This window comes from Flavobacterium haoranii, from assembly GCF_009363055.1.
GTDB classification, from domain to species: Bacteria; Bacteroidota; Bacteroidia; order Flavobacteriales; family Flavobacteriaceae; genus Flavobacterium; species Flavobacterium haoranii.
The window spans coordinates 1645493-1662736 of record NZ_CP045292.1 but is presented as its reverse complement, the minus strand read 5'-3'; the positions used below and the strand labels follow the sequence as shown (position 1 = coordinate 1662736).

The 17244-nt window shown below is 28.8% G+C and carries 18 protein-coding genes and 1 pseudogene; 5 read left to right on the top strand and 14 right to left on the bottom strand.

Going from position 1 to position 17244, the window contains the following annotated elements; all coding sequences use genetic code 11:
- The first annotated feature begins 23 nt into the window (after nucleotides 1–23).
- Nucleotides 24–1220: a cbb3-type cytochrome c oxidase subunit I gene (locus GCU34_RS08020; protein ID WP_394367525.1), complete on the top strand. Its 1197-nt coding sequence runs from the start codon at nucleotides 24–26 to the stop codon at nucleotides 1218–1220.
- A 38-nt stretch (nucleotides 1221–1258) separates the two neighbouring features.
- Nucleotides 1259–1693, top strand: a complete 435-nt coding sequence (locus tag GCU34_RS08015; protein ID WP_072784523.1) for an RrF2 family transcriptional regulator — start codon at nucleotides 1259–1261, stop codon at nucleotides 1691–1693.
- An 18-nt stretch (nucleotides 1694–1711) separates the two neighbouring features.
- Here GCU34_RS08015 and GCU34_RS08010 read toward each other — a convergent pair whose 3' ends face one another.
- The 3 genes from GCU34_RS08010 to GCU34_RS08000 all read right to left on the bottom strand — a co-directional run bounded on the left by GCU34_RS08010 (nucleotide 1712) and on the right by GCU34_RS08000 (nucleotide 5036).
- Nucleotides 1712–3700 (bottom strand): TonB-dependent receptor plug domain-containing protein, encoded by a 1989-nt coding sequence (locus GCU34_RS08010; protein WP_072784522.1) that lies wholly within the window; start codon nucleotides 3698–3700, stop codon nucleotides 1712–1714.
- 103 nt (nucleotides 3701–3803) lie between these two features.
- On the bottom strand, nucleotides 3804–4658 hold the full coding sequence (locus tag GCU34_RS08005) for a hypothetical protein (protein ID WP_227658664.1): 855 nt from the start codon (nucleotides 4656–4658) through the stop codon (nucleotides 3804–3806).
- A gap of 60 nt (nucleotides 4659–4718) precedes the next feature.
- Entirely contained in the window at nucleotides 4719–5036 is a 318-nt protein-coding gene (locus GCU34_RS08000; protein WP_152378419.1) for a hypothetical protein, read from the bottom strand.
- Between the two features lie 130 nt (nucleotides 5037–5166).
- On the opposite strand from GCU34_RS08000, the gene GCU34_RS07995 reads away from it, so the two are divergent.
- The 3 genes from GCU34_RS07995 (at nucleotide 5167) to GCU34_RS07985 (ending at nucleotide 7590) form a co-directional block, all read left to right on the top strand.
- Nucleotides 5167–5754: a Crp/Fnr family transcriptional regulator gene (locus GCU34_RS07995; RefSeq protein ID WP_072784519.1), complete on the top strand. Its 588-nt coding sequence runs from the start codon at nucleotides 5167–5169 to the stop codon at nucleotides 5752–5754.
- Entirely contained in the window at nucleotides 5754–6140 is a 387-nt protein-coding gene (locus GCU34_RS07990) for a hypothetical protein (protein WP_152378418.1), read from the top strand. Before GCU34_RS07995 ends, GCU34_RS07990 begins: the two co-directional genes overlap by 1 nt.
- 880 nt (nucleotides 6141–7020) lie before the next feature.
- Nucleotides 7021–7590: a fasciclin domain-containing protein gene (locus GCU34_RS07985; RefSeq protein ID WP_072784517.1), complete on the top strand. Its 570-nt coding sequence runs from the start codon at nucleotides 7021–7023 to the stop codon at nucleotides 7588–7590.
- Nucleotides 7591–7649: 59 nt separating this feature from the next.
- Here GCU34_RS07985 and GCU34_RS07980 read toward each other — a convergent pair whose 3' ends face one another.
- The 11 genes and pseudogenes from GCU34_RS07980 to GCU34_RS07930 form a co-directional block, all read right to left on the bottom strand.
- Nucleotides 7650–8093, bottom strand: a complete 444-nt coding sequence (locus GCU34_RS07980; protein WP_072784516.1) for a copper resistance protein CopD — start codon at nucleotides 8091–8093, stop codon at nucleotides 7650–7652.
- Between the two features lies 1 nt (nucleotide 8094).
- Nucleotides 8095–8475, bottom strand: a complete 381-nt coding sequence (locus GCU34_RS07975; RefSeq protein WP_072784515.1) for a group III truncated hemoglobin — start codon at nucleotides 8473–8475, stop codon at nucleotides 8095–8097.
- A 2-nt stretch (nucleotides 8476–8477) separates the two neighbouring features.
- A complete protein-coding gene (locus GCU34_RS07970) occupies nucleotides 8478–9245 on the bottom strand; it encodes an ABC transporter permease subunit (protein WP_072784514.1) in 768 nt (255 codons plus the stop codon).
- The gene (locus GCU34_RS07965; protein WP_072784513.1) at nucleotides 9229–9951 is read right to left on the bottom strand and encodes an ABC transporter ATP-binding protein; all 723 of its coding nucleotides are present in this window, start codon (nucleotides 9949–9951) and stop codon (nucleotides 9229–9231) included. The genes GCU34_RS07970 and GCU34_RS07965 overlap by 17 nt, the downstream gene beginning before the upstream one ends.
- Complete coding sequence (gene nosD, locus GCU34_RS07960) at nucleotides 9948–11180, bottom strand: nitrous oxide reductase family maturation protein NosD (protein ID WP_072784512.1); 1233 nt, start codon at nucleotides 11178–11180, stop codon at nucleotides 9948–9950. Before nosD ends, GCU34_RS07965 begins: the two co-directional genes overlap by 4 nt.
- 10 nt (nucleotides 11181–11190) lie before the next feature.
- Nucleotides 11191–11511, bottom strand: a complete 321-nt coding sequence (locus tag GCU34_RS07955; RefSeq protein WP_152378417.1) for a nitrous oxide reductase accessory protein NosL — start codon at nucleotides 11509–11511, stop codon at nucleotides 11191–11193.
- Nucleotides 11512–11617: 106 nt separating this feature from the next.
- Nucleotides 11618–12112, bottom strand: a complete 495-nt coding sequence (locus GCU34_RS07950; protein WP_227658663.1) for a hypothetical protein — start codon at nucleotides 12110–12112, stop codon at nucleotides 11618–11620.
- A 171-nt stretch (nucleotides 12113–12283) separates the two neighbouring features.
- Nucleotides 12284–14262: pseudogene (gene nosZ, locus GCU34_RS07945) on the bottom strand (Sec-dependent nitrous-oxide reductase).
- A gap of 74 nt (nucleotides 14263–14336) precedes the next feature.
- Nucleotides 14337–14822 carry a c-type cytochrome gene (locus GCU34_RS07940; protein WP_072784500.1) on the bottom strand — a complete coding sequence of 162 codons (486 nt, stop codon included), beginning with the start codon at nucleotides 14820–14822 and terminating at the stop codon, nucleotides 14337–14339.
- A gap of 132 nt (nucleotides 14823–14954) precedes the next feature.
- The gene (locus GCU34_RS07935; protein WP_072784498.1) at nucleotides 14955–15383 is read right to left on the bottom strand and encodes an OsmC family protein; all 429 of its coding nucleotides are present in this window, start codon (nucleotides 15381–15383) and stop codon (nucleotides 14955–14957) included.
- A complete protein-coding gene (locus tag GCU34_RS07930; protein WP_072784496.1) occupies nucleotides 15364–17181 on the bottom strand; it encodes a hypothetical protein in 1818 nt (605 codons plus the stop codon). Before GCU34_RS07930 ends, GCU34_RS07935 begins: the two co-directional genes overlap by 20 nt.
- Nucleotides 17182–17244 lie beyond the last annotated feature (63 nt).

Sequence of the window (17244 nt, the reverse complement as noted above, 5' to 3'; positions counted from 1 at the left end):
TTACCGAACCCAAATCGGGCGTCATGGGATTTTTATCACTTCGTCCGCTTCATGTAAGCAGCGTTTATTTAAGTATTATTACTGCTGGTCTTGGTTTTCTAACTTTGATTATTGCGAAGAGGAAGACTACTCTATTTGGGACACTTTTACAATATCTTCATTTTTCACTTTGGATAATTGCTTTATTTGGTATTTTTTATAGTTATTTAACAGGTGATTTCGGAGGAAGAGAATATTGGGAATTTAACCCATTTTGGGCATTACCTATTCTCATTTCATTTATTGTATATCTTATTTATTATTTACACCAAATGGGATTTAAAGAAAAATGGCCAGTATATTATTGGATGTGGCTCACAGGAATTCTCTTTTTCATCTTTACTTTCATTGAAAATTATTTATGGATTTTCTCATACTTTCGTTCTCATTTTATAACAGATATGACCATTCAATGGAAAGCAAACGGTGCTTTGGTAGGAGCTGTTAATCAAATTATATATGGTATTGCTTTTTACTTAATGGAAAAAATTAGCAAAGACACTAAAACGTCTTTCCATAAACTATCATTTGCGATGTATTTTTTAGGTTTATTTAATCTAATATTCAATTGGGGACATCATATTTATTTACTTCCAACAGAAAAAGTAATTCATTATATAGCTTATGCAGTGAGCATGACTGAATGGATAATATTCATCAAAATATTTTACAATTGGAATAATCAACTTAAAGAAAATACAACGTATTATAATTTTTTCCCGTATCGCTTTTTAATGGCAGCAGATTATTGGGTTATGCTAAATTTAGGATTGGCTTTATTAATATCTATTCCTGCTATAAATTTATATACACACGGAACACATATTACTGTTGCTCACGCAATGGGAACCACAATTGGAATTAACACTATGATAATTTTAGCAGCTTGTTTCTATTTTATAAAGCCATCTTTTATTTCCAATAAAGTTTTAAATTTTAATTCTTTAATATTCTGGATAGTACAATATACATTATTATTCTTTTTAATTTCTTTAGTAGCTATGGGAATAAAAAAAGCATTATGGCAAGCTGGATTAGATGATAATACTTTTTCAGAAATGATGAATGAGAACAGTTTTTGGACAACATTGTTTATTCTATTTGGAACAATTTTAATGTTTACTTTAGGATATTTTGTTATTTATCTATTTATTAAATCTTGGAAAAAGATAAATTCTTAATTTTACGAAATAACAATAGATAAAAAGTAATAAAATTTATGTTTTCAAAATCTTGTAATTATGCTATAAAAGCATGTATTTTTATTGCTAAACAATCTTTAGAAGATAAAAAAGTAGGTTTTATTGATATTTCAAAAGAAATAGATTCTCCACAAGCGTTTACTGCAAAAATTTTGCAATTAGTTGTAAAAGAAGGAATTATAGATTCGGCTAAAGGAGTAAATGGAGGATTTTATATTCCTAAAAAAAGAATTTCAAACATTTATTTATCTCAAATTGTAAGTGCGATAGATGGCGATGCTGTTTTTAAAGGATGTGGTATTGGACTTTCTCATTGCTCGGAAGATCATCCTTGCCCTGTTCATGATAAATTTAAAGATATCAGAAATGCATTATCAAATATGCTTGAAACCACTAATTTAGAAGAATTGGCTTTAGGAATTAAATCTGGAGAAACTTTTCTCAAATATTAATTCCTAAAACCTTTTTAATTATATTTTAAATAATACATTCAAAAATACATTTCTTCCCATTCGTGGTAAATTATTCCAATCAGTATAAGTTGAATAGGTAGCATCTAATACATTTTCTACTCCACAATTGAACAATATCTTGGTTTTTTCAAGATTCCATTTATATCCCAAATTAAGATTTAAGATTGCATAACTAGGTGTTTTGTCTTCGCCATAGAAAGAATTAAATTCAGTCTGAGTAGTATTCCCTTTAATTGTTAATTCAGCATTTAATTTTCTTTGATTAAAACGTATGCTAGATAAATATCGCATTGGGCTCATAAATGGTAAGCCATCATTTTTATTATCTTTTCCTAAATTGTATCCAAATTTTCCATCCCAGCTCCAATTAGCGTGGAATTTATAATTTACAGATACATCATTAGACCAAATTGTTGCATAATCTAAAGCTGTATAAATTTTAATTCCATTAGCTCCAATTGTCATAGGAGCAATTGTTTCGTCTGGAATTCCTATGATATAATTTGATATATGAAAGTATGATGTAGTAAACTGCACTTTCCATTTATCTTTTTTTAAGCCCAAATTCGCATTTGCCTCAAGCGATTGTTCATTATTTAAATTAGGATTTCCGATATAATCAAAATTATCAAAGCTATTAAATAAATAAAATCCGTAACCTTCAGAAACTGATGGTGCTCTTTCTCCATATCCAATTCCAAGGCCATATTGAAATCCGTTTTTATCTGATGAATAAGTTGCGGAGAAACTTTTTAAAAATCGGTTTTTAATAGATCCCAATTCTGGATAAAATATTTGCAAACTTTCTAATCCAAAATTACTCGCAACTTTATTATTATGCATTCCTAAAGTAGTAGTAATTTTTAAACCAGAGTGGCAATTTAATGACACGTTATCTTCAAAATAAATTCCAGAATACAACGTACGAACATCAGGCCAAGTATACATGAACATTAAGTTTTCGCTTGGATCAGAAGGATACATCGTCATTTCAGCTAGTGAACGATTATAAAATCCGTTTATATTAGCCAAAAAATGATGTTCATTTAATTTTCCATTAATTTTTGAGTAAAAACCATAAGTATCACTCCAACCTGGCATATCCATATGTATTGGAACATTTGGACGTTTTGTATCGTCCATAATGTGTGTAATGGTATTGAAATATAATTTTGTTTCCCAGTTATCGATTGATTCAAAACTTGGTTTGTAATTAAATTTTACTGAAGTAATCAAAGCTTCCGCCAACGAAACATCCATAGGTAATGCTGGGTAACCAACGTCTGTTGCTTTATCATAAATAATAGAAGCTTCAAAATTTTTATTTGATGTTAATTGAAAACCAGATGTAGTGGAAAGGTTAAGTTTTCTGAATTGGGAAAACTGAATTTCTTTATCATTTCCTGCTTTAAAATTTTCAGCATCTCGAAACATAACATCAGTATCTACATAAAACAAACTATCCGCATAATTTATTGAAGAACCTGCTATTTTTTGCTTATTATTTGTTTCGTATCCTGAATTTATTCCAAAATTCCAACCTTTGTTAGCAGAATTTTGCTGGTTTCTTTTTAAATTCAAAGTACCTCCAATAGTATTTCCATGACAACTACCTTGTTGACCAGAAGAAATGGTAGCTTCTGATAAATTTGAAATTTCAACATAAGACGTAACTGGGTCCATTTTATCTGTACAAGCACCAAAGATTCGCATTCCATCTATTGTAATTACAGTTCGTTCTGTAGCCATTCCATTTATAATTGGCTCCCAGGCGTAAGCTCCTCTTTTAATTAAATCTACTTTAGATGCTTTTTGTAAAAACTCATCAACTGTAGCTAATGTTTTAGATTCTTTTTCGTGTAATTGAGATTTTGTGCCTATTAAAATTACTTCCTTTAATTCTTTTTTTATAATAGAATCTTGTTCTTGAGCTAATAAATTTCCAAAACAAAATACTAATAGTATTATGACAATATTATTTTTCATTTGGTTTCTATTAAGTATACAGGATTTTTGTTGAATGCAAAATTCAACTCATGTAAGTTTTAAAAAGGTCGTTTTTTTTTCATAACGACCTTTTTAAGATAATTTAAAATTCAATTTCAAAAAAGATACTGCTCGATTCTACGGTATCAGAAATTTCTTCTCCTTTTAAAATATCTCCATTTGTATTAGCTAGTTGTAAATTAATTTTCCAATAACCTGTCATAGTTAATGATAATTTACCATCATAAAATGAATTTGAGTTCATTTGCGTTGCATTAACATTATTAGGAGAACTATGATTACCCATACTAGGCATTCTTGGATCAATTTTAACCGTGTAACCATCAACTATAGGGAAAGTCATCATATTTTGCATTTTCCATACTCCAATTTTGATGTCGTTAATTGCAACTTTAGGATTGGATGGTTCAATCAAAGCTAAAAGATATTTTGTTCCATCAGTTCCCATGAAAGTATTTACAACTCGCTTTTCTGAAGCAGGCACATCTATAACAGATGTTACCGAATAATCAATTTCATCAATAGTATAATCTATTTTTAAATCCCAATATTCCGTATCATTTTGAGCCATTTGAAACATTATATAACCCTTATACAATGTCCCTTCATTAGTAATTTTATTTACTGAAGAAAATGGACAAGAGTGTGACATTGAAGTCATGTGCATAATTGGTGTCCAAGAAATTTCAGCATTTTTAAAATATTCGTTTGAAGTATTGTTTTTAATTCTTAAATTAATTTCATTATATCCTTGTTCTAAAGTTCCTTTGACAGAAAATAATTCAATGGTATGATTATTATTAACAATCTCTTTAAATTTAACAAGACTGTCTAACTCGTTAATAGTTGTTTCATTATCATCGTTTGAACATGAACCCAATGTTAAAGACATAAGAATTCCTAGCCCTAATAAGAGCAATTTTAATATATTTTTCATTTTTAAAATTTTGATTATTCGATTTAATTTATTAGTTGTATAAAATTGAAATTAATCGAATTAACAAGGAGGATGAAAATAATCACTACTACTCATGTGAAAGTATAGGTTTTCGTAGTGAAATTTTGTAATAGATTTAGTATGAAAAATAAACTTTCTAAAATCAAAATTATCTGTCTGAAAAAATAATATTTCAACTTCAGAATTAGATTTTAATTTATTTGTATTATCAGAATTTGTACTTTCACTAATTTTTTTAGCTACATGACATTTACCGTTACAATTTAACTCTGGTTTATCTTTATTTTCACATAATTTAGTTGATATATATTCATAATTAACTACATAGTCAATCACTGGAATAAGTGGTCTTACCAAGAATAAAAAAGCAATTATGAATACAAAACTTTTCATGGTGTAAATTTACAATAGCTTAAATTGATTGAATATGATTGTAGTCATATTTTTTATATTTTTATAAAAATAATTTTGCTTAAGATTTAAAGATATGTTTTTAGACATCGATTTGCTTTTTACTTGGGGCGCAATAGCTAAAGAATATGAAAAAAATGAAATTATATTTGAAGCTGGGGAGCATGCCAATTTTTATTATCAATTAATAGAAGGTAGTGTAAAAATGTTTAATTTGAATGAAGAAGGGAAAGAATTTACACAAGGTGTTTTTTTTGATGGCCAAAGCTTTGGAGAGCCTCCTCTTTTTGTTGATGACTTCTATCCATCGACAGCCCAAACATGTACATCTTCAAAAATTATTAAGCTATCTAAAGATAAATTTTTAAAAATTTTAGAAGAATATCCTTCGTATCAAAAAAAGTTTTTGAATTTGATGGCGCAAAGAAATTTAGCCAAAGCAAAAACATCTCGCGACATTATTAATCAATCACCCGAGCATAGAATCATTTGCTTTTTAGAATCTAAGAAAGATGAAAATTCTATTGAAAAGAAACTTGTCCCTTATACTCGACAAGAAATCGCAAATTTTACAGGGTTGAGAGTTGAAACAGTAATTCGAGAATTGTCTAAAATGAAAAAAAACAAAATTGTAGATATTATTGATCATAAATTATATTATTAATGTTAATTACAAAACAGTCTTGGATAAGAATTTCATTATTTAATTTATTTATTGTTGCTTTTTTAGGGGTTTTAATGCGATATAAAATTAGTTTTGAATTCCCGCTATTGCATCAAAAAAATATTCAACATGCTCATTCACACTTTGCATTTGCTGGCTGGGTTACTCAAACTCTTTTCTTTCTTTTAGTTAATTATTTAGATAAAAGAAACTTAAAAATAAATGTTTTTAAACGGTATAAAAAATTACTACTATTAAATTTAATTTGCGCTTATGGAATGTTAATATCCTTTACAACTAATGGTTATGATTTTATATCAATATTTTTTTCAACTGCTTCAATTTTTATTTCTTTCTTTTTGCAATTTATTTTTATAAAGATTTAAAAGTTCTCAATACAAACAAAATTGTAACTAACTGGTTTAAGGCAGCCTTATTCTATAATATAATTTCTTCTTTTGGTACTTTTTATTTAGCTTACATGATGGCAAGTAAAAATTTCAATCAAGATTTATATCTATCCTCCATTTACTATTATCTCCATTTTCAATACAATGGTTGGTTTATACTAGCGTGTTTTGGTTTGTTTTTTGATTATTTTAAAATCTCCAGTTCAAAATTTTTAGTTTTATTCCAGAAAATTACGATTTGGACTTGCATCCCAATCTATGTGCTTTCATTATTGTGGTTAAAAATTCCTTCAAGTATATATTTTATTTCAATTATAGCTATTTCAATTCAAACTATTTTTTGGTTCCTATTTCTATTTAAAGTAAAAAAGAACATCTCTTTAAAAAAACATTTTCTAAATCTTATTTTAAAATTCGTTTTGTTTTCAATAAGTATAAAATTCATTTTACAGACACTTTCAACTATACCTGCTTTAAGTAAATTTGCTTTTGGTACAAGACCCGTAATTATTGCTTATTTACATTTAGTTTTATTAGCAATTATTACACTCTCATTATTATTTTTACTAGCTGATGAATTTTTATTAAATAATCAAAAGAAAATAAAAATTAGCCTAACAATTTTTCATCTGGAGTTTTATTAAATGAAACTTTACTTGCTACTCAAGGTTTTGCATCTATAGAATACATTTCAATTCCATTTATAAATGAATTTCTATTAATTGCAGCTATAATATTAGTTGTCGGTGCATTTTTATTATACTTTTTTCAAAAAAAAGTATAGCTTATGATTGAACTCATAAAAACAATGTTTGATTTTCAAGTACTTTGTTATAGTTAATTTAAATAGATTTTTATGAAAGTAACCATTAAAACTTTAGTTGCTTTGTTACTATTATTTCAAATTAGTTGTAAACAAAGTGAAACTGATTCAAGTACAGAAAACCAAAATTCTAATACAACTGAAGAATCAGTCGATTTAAGTGTTGGGCAAGAAGGCGTTCAAGATGAGGTTTCTAATCCAAATATTGTTCAAGTGGCATCTGGAAGCCCTGATCATACTACATTAGTTGCTGCAGTTAAAGCAGCTGGATTAGTAACTTCATTAAGTAATGCTGGTCCGTTTACCGTTTTTGCTCCAACAAATTCAGCTTTTGACAAACTTCCAGCAGGTACGGTAGAAGATTTATTAAAGCCTGAAAACAAAGATAAATTAGTAGATATTTTAGGATACCATACTTATGTAGGTGTATTGAAACCAGAATATATGCAAGATGGAGGAGAATACGAAATGGTAACGCCTAAAAAAGTAAAAATCACAAAAGATGGAGACAAAACTTTTGTTAATGGTTCTGAAATAACAGCAACAATAGAAACTTCAAATGGGTTAATACTAGTAATTAACGATGTATTGCTTCCAAAATAAAAGTTGAGGTTGATTTTTAATTCGAAAAAGAGATTGTTTTAAAAAATAATCTCTTTTTTTTAAAAACCACCTAGTCTTACAAATGAACCTAAAATTAACATTGTAGTTGCGATAAGAGTTACAATTGTTATAAAAACAATTAGCAAAAATGTTGGTTTTCCTTTTAAATTTGGAAAAATAAATTTGACTGCACTTAAGGCTAAAATTATAGTTATAAGAAATAAAAATAATTTAAGACTAATAATAGTTTCAATTCCACCATTAAAACTGAACCATTTTGTATATGTAATATCATAATCATTTGCCAATAAAACTCCAGTAAAAAACAATATAATTAATGAAGGCATACCAATAGGTTCAAAGTTTTTTCTAAAATTATTTATAGGATAGATTTTTTTTAATTTTAATGATTTTGGAACATATCTAATTAATAAAATTAAATGGCCGCCAACCCAAATAGTTGCAGTAATTAAATGAATTATTAATAATATATGATGCCTCATTTTAATGAGAAAGCGTTTTAAACATCATTACTTGTGCAATATTTGTGGCTCTTTCTTTAATTTCTTCAGCTTTTTTTCCTTCAAATAGTTCATCGACAGTTTTAGTAAAGACTTTAACCCAATGATTAAAATCTTTTTGGTTCATAGGACTTAAGTTGTGAACTTTTTTATGTGCTTGCATGGGATTACCTGAATAATTTCCAGTATAAAACAGAATATTCTCCCAAAAATTATACATTATTGGCAAATGTTTATTCCAATCTACTTTTGCAACATCAGTAAAAAAATGACCTATTACATCATCTTTTTTAATTTTATCGTAAAAAGTATTTACTAATAAAATAATATCATCTCTATTAGCAATATCTGTTTTATTATTCATAATTATAAATCTTTAGAATTAAACTTTTTAAGAGAAATAAGAAAAGGAATTATAGCCCAAAGAATCAATAAGAAAAAAGATATAAATAATCCTGTTTGTGTTCCAAAAGAATTTTTAAAAATAGCCCCAGTATATCCCATCATTGCAGAAACATCTAAATGAAGTAAGATTTGTATTCGAGCTAAATCTATAGGGTTAAGAGCTGTAATTCCTACCATTGCATTTTCTATTGGATAATCTGAAAATTGGAAGAGTAAAAATAGAACGATGCCATCAAAAATTAAAGCAAAAAATAACCAGGTTAAAATAGCTAAACCAATTCCTCTTGCTTTATCCCTAGTTAATATAGATGATAAAAACGCTAATGCTGTAAAAACTAATGTGATTAAAGTTCCAACAATGAGCATCATAAAACCTACAAAATTAGATGAATATATTAGTAAAGGTAAACCCGCACCTATTAGAAATGATATTACAAGTGCAGTTGTTACAGCAATAAATAAACTTGTCCAAATTTTACTTCTTTTAACGGGCTGACTTACAACTAATTCTATAAATTCTGAACTATTATAAATGTAAATAGTAGCAAAAAGAATAGTAACTAAAGGAACTGTAAATAATATAATATTTAAAATAGTTAACAGTCCTTTTGAGCTATTATCTTCTAATAAAAAAGAACTCCATGCTAATATTGCAATAATAAATGTATAAGCAATAACAATTTTATTCTTAAGAATGTCTATTAAAATTATTTTAATGAGCTTTTTCATTGTTATTTTCTTTTAAAATTTTAGCTATTGCTTTTGATATTTTATCTTCATTTGTAAGCTCTTTTAATTCATGAATTTTTTTATGAAAATGTAAATTCCCATCTTGCATAAAAATAATTTCAGTAATTAAATCGTCTAATTCACTAAGTAAATGAGATGTAATTAAAATTAATTTACCATTTTGCTTTTCCTTAATTATTTTCTCTTTTAAAATTTCAGAAGCTAAAGGATCTAATCCTGCTGTTGGTTCATCTAAGATTAATATTTTAGGATTAAATAAAAAAGCTAAAACAGCACTTACTTTTTGAGTAGTTCCACCAGAAAGTGTACGCATTTGTTTTTGAAACATATTTTCAAGATTAAATGCTTTTAACAAATCTGTATCTAAATTATCATTTTGATTACGAATAGTCTTTACCATTTCTATAACTTGTCCAATAGTCATATTTTCGGGATATCTACCTATCTGTGGCATATATCCAATATCGTTTCTATACTCATTTTGACCTTTAATATTGATTCCATCAACTGTAATTGTACCCGAATTAGGTAAAACCATTCCTAAAATAGATTTAATTATTGTGGTTTTCCCACAACCATTAGGCCCAATAAGAGCAATACATTCGCCTGAATGGCAGCTTAAATTTATATTATTTAGAACTTGAAATTTTCCAAAACTTTTATTCAATTGTCGAATTTCTATCATCTTTTTATTGGCTTCATTAATGGATAATTGTCAGCAAAATTATCTGGGGTTATACTTGGTAATACTTTTTCTGATTTGTCTAATAAGGTAATCATAAAACTTCTGTAAAGTAACATTGCTGAAGGGGTGTTTTCGGTTAAAACAGAAAATAAACTTAAAGGATGAAAAGGGACATCACCTAAATTATCTTTATTTAGATCATAACCTTCATATTTATCCCAAAAATTATAATTAAAGTTATTAAGCACCAAACTTCCATTAGTCCCCATATCAAAAGTATTATTAATGAAATTATTGTGATTGAAAGTATTATCATCACAACTAGCTTGAATTTTTACAGCCCAACCATTATCTTTAAAATCGTTATTTTTGAATTTTATTCGACTTGATCCTTCCATATATACCGCTGTAGTATTTTTTACAAAATAATTATTTAAAATATTACTATCGGTTATTTCTTTTAACAAAAGACCATAAGCTGATTGTCCCCAATTTTCGTCGAATAAATTATTCATCATGGTTACATTTCTTGTGTACATAACTGCCACTCCAGCTCCATTATTTCTAAATACATTTGTAATGTAAGAATTGTTGTGTGAAAACATAAAATGTAATCCATATCTAATATTATTTTCAACTATGTTTCTCCAAATTAACGACTCAGAAACAAATTCAAAATAAATTCCGTCTCTATGACCTTGTACTTTATTATTCATTACTTGAATATTAGTACTTTTCCAACAATGAATTCCATTTCCTAATTGTTGTTCTTCTTTTCCATAAGCTTTTAATTGGTTGTCTTTAATAATGCATTTGTCTCCATTTTGAATATATATGCCAAAAAAGTTATTGTCGAGGATGTTATTTTCTATAATTACATTATTAACTGTGTAAGTTTTTATTGCCGCAGGATCTGTGATCGTTCCATAAGCACCATTTATTACTTTAAAACCTTTAAAAATTACACTATCATGTTTTATGGAAAAAACTTCAACTTTTTTTTCCCCATCAAATGTAGGATAGCCTTTACCAATTAAAATGAGTCTTTTATTAATTATAATATTCCCTTCTCTGTAAATTCCTTTATGGACAAATATTGTATCACCATCTTTTGCAAATGAAATAGCTTTAGTTAATGATTTTATGGCATGATTTGAACCTACATTAATAGTATTCCCATAAGTAAAAGTTAGATTAATATATAGTATTAAAATAATAAAGCGCGTCATTTAAATTACTTTATTTAAAGAGATTATTAATTTCACTCCAATTAGTTTTAGTAGCATTTAATTTTGTTATGTATTCTTCAAACTCTAACTCATCTTTAAATGCAGCAATGTTTCCTCTCATGGGACTTGAAATATTTCCTCCTTTTAAAAAAAAAGCTTCATCAATTGAAATCAGAGAATTTTCTTGTGAAAAGTCGTTTACATAAGATTTATCAACGGAAATGTTATTTTCATTATTATAAGAAACCATACATCTTATGTCGTCGAATTTATAAACTCTTCCTTTAGTTGTGATAATTTCCGAAGCGAATTTACCATCTGAAATCTTCATCTTACAAAATTCGCATTGATCAACATTAAGCTTTATTGGTTCGGCTTCTTTTTAGAACAACCAATAGTAATTAGAAAAAATGATAAAATTAAATATCGCATATTAATTATTTTGAAAATTTATATTCTTTAATTATAATTAAAGATAAGAGGAAACCAGCTGTAACCAAAAGCCAACCACCTGTGTCTGGTATTGAGTACGCCCCAAAATTTAATAATTCTTTATATCCTAAAACTGGAGGTTGATAGGCCATCCCTGGAACTTTAATAGCTGCATTTGGATCTAAATTATGTCCATATTCATAATTCCATCTGTAAAAATCAATTCCAGCTAAAATTACAAACAGTACAAACACAACTCCAAAAACAATTAACCCTTTTTTCTTATTAAGAAAAGCTATTACTAAAGACAGTAAAGAAAAAAAGCCCATTATATATGGTATAATTTTAAATTCAAAAAAGTTTTCTGTATGCAAAGTTGCCATTCCAATATAATGATTTAAACCATTAATTATTTCTACATCTCCTGCAATTTTATTAGCATGAAGTTGAAGAACCAACCCTTCAGGATATTGAGGCGCATCTAATTCAATTCGCCACATTGGATAAAAGAGAGAGCCAACAAACAATAAGGCAATAATTACTAATACAACTTTTGTAATTATTGATAAACTATTTTTTTCATAATTTTTTAAATTTATTTTTTTAAATGAAATCGTTTGTTTTATTGGTTTAAAAAAGGGAGCACTAGCTCCCTTTAAATCTTATTTAATCTATTCTGAAGCTTTAGGAAGGTTAGTCCCAACACTATACGTTAGTGGCACATTACTGCCAGCAGGAGATACTCTAATGTAACCTTGCATTTCTTGGTGTAAAGCGCTACAAAAATCTGTACAATAGAATACAGAAGTTCCTACACGTTCTGGAATCCATTTTAAAGTAGATGTTTCACCTGGCATAATTAGTAACTCAGCATTTTTAGCTCCTCTTACTGAGAAACCATGAGGTACATCCCAATCCTGCTCTAAATTTGTTACGTGGAAATAAACTTCGTCTCCAACTCTAATTCCTTCAATGTTATCAGGAGCAAAGTGAGAACGAACTGAGGTCATGTAAACATGAACTTTATTACCTTCTCTAACAACTTTAGATTCTTTTTCGCCTTTAGTTACAAATGGATGTTTGTTTTCTTCTAATTTATAGAATTTTAATTGTCCATTATTTCTGATTAAATCGGCAGGGGCAGCTTGTGCATAATGTGGTTCTCCAATAGTAGGGAAATCTAAAAGCAACTGCATTTTATCACCACTTATATCATATAATTGAGCGGATTGAGTTAATTCCGGGCCAGTTGGCAGATATCTATCTTTAGTTATTTTGTTATAAGCAATTAAATATTTACCGAATGGTTTTTTTGTATCACCACCTGGTATAGTTAAGTGACCAACTGAATAATAAGTAGGCACTCTATCTAATACTTTAAGTGTTTTAATATCCCATTTAACAACTTCTGAAGAAACAAACATTGTTGTATAAGCGTTACCTTTTCCGTCAAATTCAGTATGTAGAGGTCCTAGACCTGGTTTTTGTACTTCACCATGTAGAACTGCGTCATATTTAAGAACTGGTAATCCAAAATAATCACCTTCATAATTTTTGTTTTCAATTGCACTCAACATTTTAGTATAACTGAAAACAGGAATTAATGCAGCAAGTTTTCCACTTCCACAAATATATTCACCAGTAGGGTCAACATCACAACCATGTGGAGATTTTGGACAAGGAATCATGTAACAAATATCTTCAAACTCAGTTGCATCTAAAACTAGAACTTCTTCTTTTATAGTAGATGTTGCAGAATGAGTTTCATCATTCCATCTATTAACCGCATATTTAGCTTTTTCTTTTTACCCTTACCTGCTTTAATATATTCCTCGGCTTTTTTCCAGTTAACTGCCATGATAAAGTCTTTATCTTTTTGAGAAGCGTTAACTTCTAATAAAGTGTTTGCTTGCTCAGAGTTGTAACAAGAGAAAAAGAACCAACCATGAGATTTACCTTTACCAGCATGTGACAAGTCGAAATTAACGGCTGGCAAGCGTAATTGAAAAGCAATATCCATTTTCCCGTCGTCTTCAACTTTTACAAAACTTACGTGTGCTTTATAATTTTCTTTATACGTATTAATAGGCACATCACCATTTTCATAATCACCTGGGACTCCAAAACGAGTTCCAGCAACCACATATTCTGTGTTCTCTGTTATAAAAGGAGAAGAGTGATTACCTGCTGAATTCGGTAATTCTATTATTTCAGCAGTTTTGAATCTTTTTAAATCAATTCTTGCAATACGTGGCGTATTATTTCCATTGATGAATACCCAACGCCCATCAACCTCTCCATTTGTTTGAGATAATTCCGGATGGTGAGCATCATCCCAAGGAATATAGCCATAAGAAGTATTTAACATCGCTTTGGTTTCTTCACTATATCCCCAACCTGTTTCCGCATCTTGTGAAAAAACTGGAATAACTTTTAACATTCTTCCACTAGGCAAACCGTAAACACTCATTTGTCCACTAAATCCACCCGATACAAAATTGTAAAATTCATCATATTTCCCAGGAGCCACATATACTTTTGAAGCGGCATCTCCTGTAACTGCATCACTTGTGTTTTTTGGCTTACAAGAATCTAGAAAAGCTAGTGTAAGCAAGGAAAACATACTTAATTTAATAAAACTATTTTTCATACTTATAAAATTTATTTTTTTATTTAATTGTAAACCGCTTTCACCCAATTTACAATTACAATAAATTGTTAGTTTTAATTTACGCCATCATTTTTACGCATAAATTCTAAAATTTGTCTTGCTTCATCATCACCAACACCTTGATTAGGCATTCTTACTAAACAAATTTCTAATTGAGCTTGTAATTCTGGATCTTTGTCTATCATTGGGTCGGGGTTTGTGATAAAGTTCATAATCCATTCTGGTTTTCTTCTTTCAGTTACTCCTTTCCAACCTGGTCCAACTAATTTCTCTTCTGTTAATTTATGACATGAAGTACATTTAACTTCAGCCACTTTTTGTCCAGCATCTGCCATTGCACCATTTAAACCAGTGCCTAAGTCTACATTTTCAAATTTCCCTTCTCCTCGATGTGGATCATAATCAGAAGAAGAATTTGTCTCAGTAGTTGTTTCATTAGATTCTGATGCAGCTGGTTTTGAAAAATCATCTTGATTTTCTTTTTTACCACAAGCAATAAACATTGCAAACGTTAATGCTAATAATACTAATTTGTTCATAATTGAATTTGATTTTAATAAATTATAATACAAAGTTCCTTTAATTAAACAAATTGTGGTATGATTACAATCATAAACACAAAAACCTTCAATGTAATTATTGAAGGTTTAAAACAGTAAAAGAAATTGAATTTAGAATTTTGTTTCTTTTAAAATAACATTTGTTAATATTGAATTAGAAATAAGACATGCCTTTTCTGCTTTTGCGATGATTTTATTAGCCTTTTCTTTTTCTTCATTGTTTTTTAATTTTAGTGAAGGCTCTAAAATTACTTCTGTCATGAGAAATTTATCTTCAACTTTTTCTAGAATACCTGTTGCTTTACAGTTAAAATTTAAAACTTCTAATTTTGAAAAATCGGCAATTGCTAAAAAAGTAGTCATAAAACAACTTTGAACTGCTGCAGTAAATAAATGTTCTGGCGACCAAAATCCAGCAATTCCTTTATCGAATTCTGGCGGTGTTACTACTTCAATTGTAGATGAAAATTCAGGAGATGAAAGTACTCCTTTGCGCTCTCCAATCCACTCTAAATCTAAATTATATTGATGCTTTTCCATATTTAAATGTGTTTAATTGTAAATTATTTAATTTCTCTTTTAAAACCAAAAGATCATTCTGTATCTCGTTTGCGCTTTGAATGAATTTATTTTTGAACAAGCTTTCATAATACGAAATCCCTTGAATTAAATTATTTTGAAAAGCCTCCCATTTTTTTATTTGTTGGGGTGTTATTTCGAAAGCATCAGTAATTTGGTTGGACAAATAGGAAACATACAAACCTAATTCTTTCACAAACATATTAGGTCTATTGGTATTTTTTTCGATTTCCTTCTTGCCGTAAATGTGCTGAATCATCTCTTTCAATGAAAATTCTCTAGAAAAATAAGCCATATTTGGACCAGGACAAATCACAACGCCTTGTGCTTGACCCTTAATTGGAATTCCTAATTCGATAAGACTTGCATTTGCTAATCCCACACACAAACATGATTTTTCTGTAATTGAATTATATTCTTTGTTGTAAACTTCGAACGTAATGCTATTGCGTTTTGCTTCTAATTCTTCTATTTTCTTATCTTGATGTTTTTTAGATGCGGTACAAGTGCCTTCTTTTTTGTATTCTTTACTTAACGCTAAATACTTCTTTGGACAAGAACTTCCTGCTTTTCCCGAAGCGATGCGTTGGCTTTTAAAGAAATCATTTGTCATGCCTTTAATCGTATTGAACGGAACTCCCAAAGGCGAAATGTTACTCAAATACAAATCTTTTTCTTTCGCATCAGCCAATAATTTTCTAGTTTCAGCATCAACTGAAGTAGCTTCTGGAACTAAAAGAAATGGTGAGCCCCAACCTACAGCATCCACTTGATAATGGTCTAATAAAAACTGATGTTCCTCTGCTGTTCCTACGCCACCTTGAACTGTAATTTTTAAAATAGGTGGTTCGTTTGGTACTTCCTTATTTTTTGAAGTTAAAGCATTTATCAATAGCAAATAAGCCGATTGAATCAACTCGTCTTTTTTGTTTTTGAATTCTTCTAAAATTGGACCTAATAAAAATCCATCCGTGGCAAAAGCGTGACCACCACAATTTAGTCCCGATTCGATTCGATATTCAGAAACCCAAAGTCCTTTTTTAGCTAGAAAATTTCCTTGAATCATTGCCGAACGAAAATCGCTTACTTTCAAAATGATTTTCTTTTGAAATTGTCCGTTTGCATTGGGGTAAAATGCATCGAAAGTTTCCATGTAACTATACAATCTTGGGTTCATTCCGGCAGAAAAAACTATCGATGAATTTGTGGTACTGTTTACAAAACCTCGTAAAGCGGCATGCGCATCGTTATAAATTACTGGCAATTGTTCGTCTTCACTAAAATTATCTTTATCAATTTTAGTCATGATATTCACATCGATACTTCCTGGTGCAAAATGATGGTCAAGAATTGTTTTTAATTCCACCATATTGTTTTTTCTTGAATCGATTAAATGTTCTAATTTGAGTTTCAATTCTGATGTTGTTGGCAAAATGGCGATGAAATCTTCTAATTGGGTTCTTTTTTCAATTAATTCAGATTTGAAACTTTCGAACTTTTGAGTAACAACTGTATCGAGTAAATTCAAATAATTGGTAATTCTTATCGCTCTAAAATCTTCTACTTTTTGCGAGATTTCTTCATAAGGTTGCTTGAATTTTTTAGCATAAAAAGCAGTCATTTTTTCAATCAAATCGTCATCCATAATCGAAATTACAGAATCAATTCCGTATTGTGCCACACGTATTGGACTATCAATAGTAAAAGCCAATCCCATAACAGGAATGTGAAAAGTGTGTACGTTTTGTTGTAAAGTCATATTGTTTTAATTGTTAATTTCTATCTACTTAATAAAAACCAATTACAAATAGAATTAAATTAG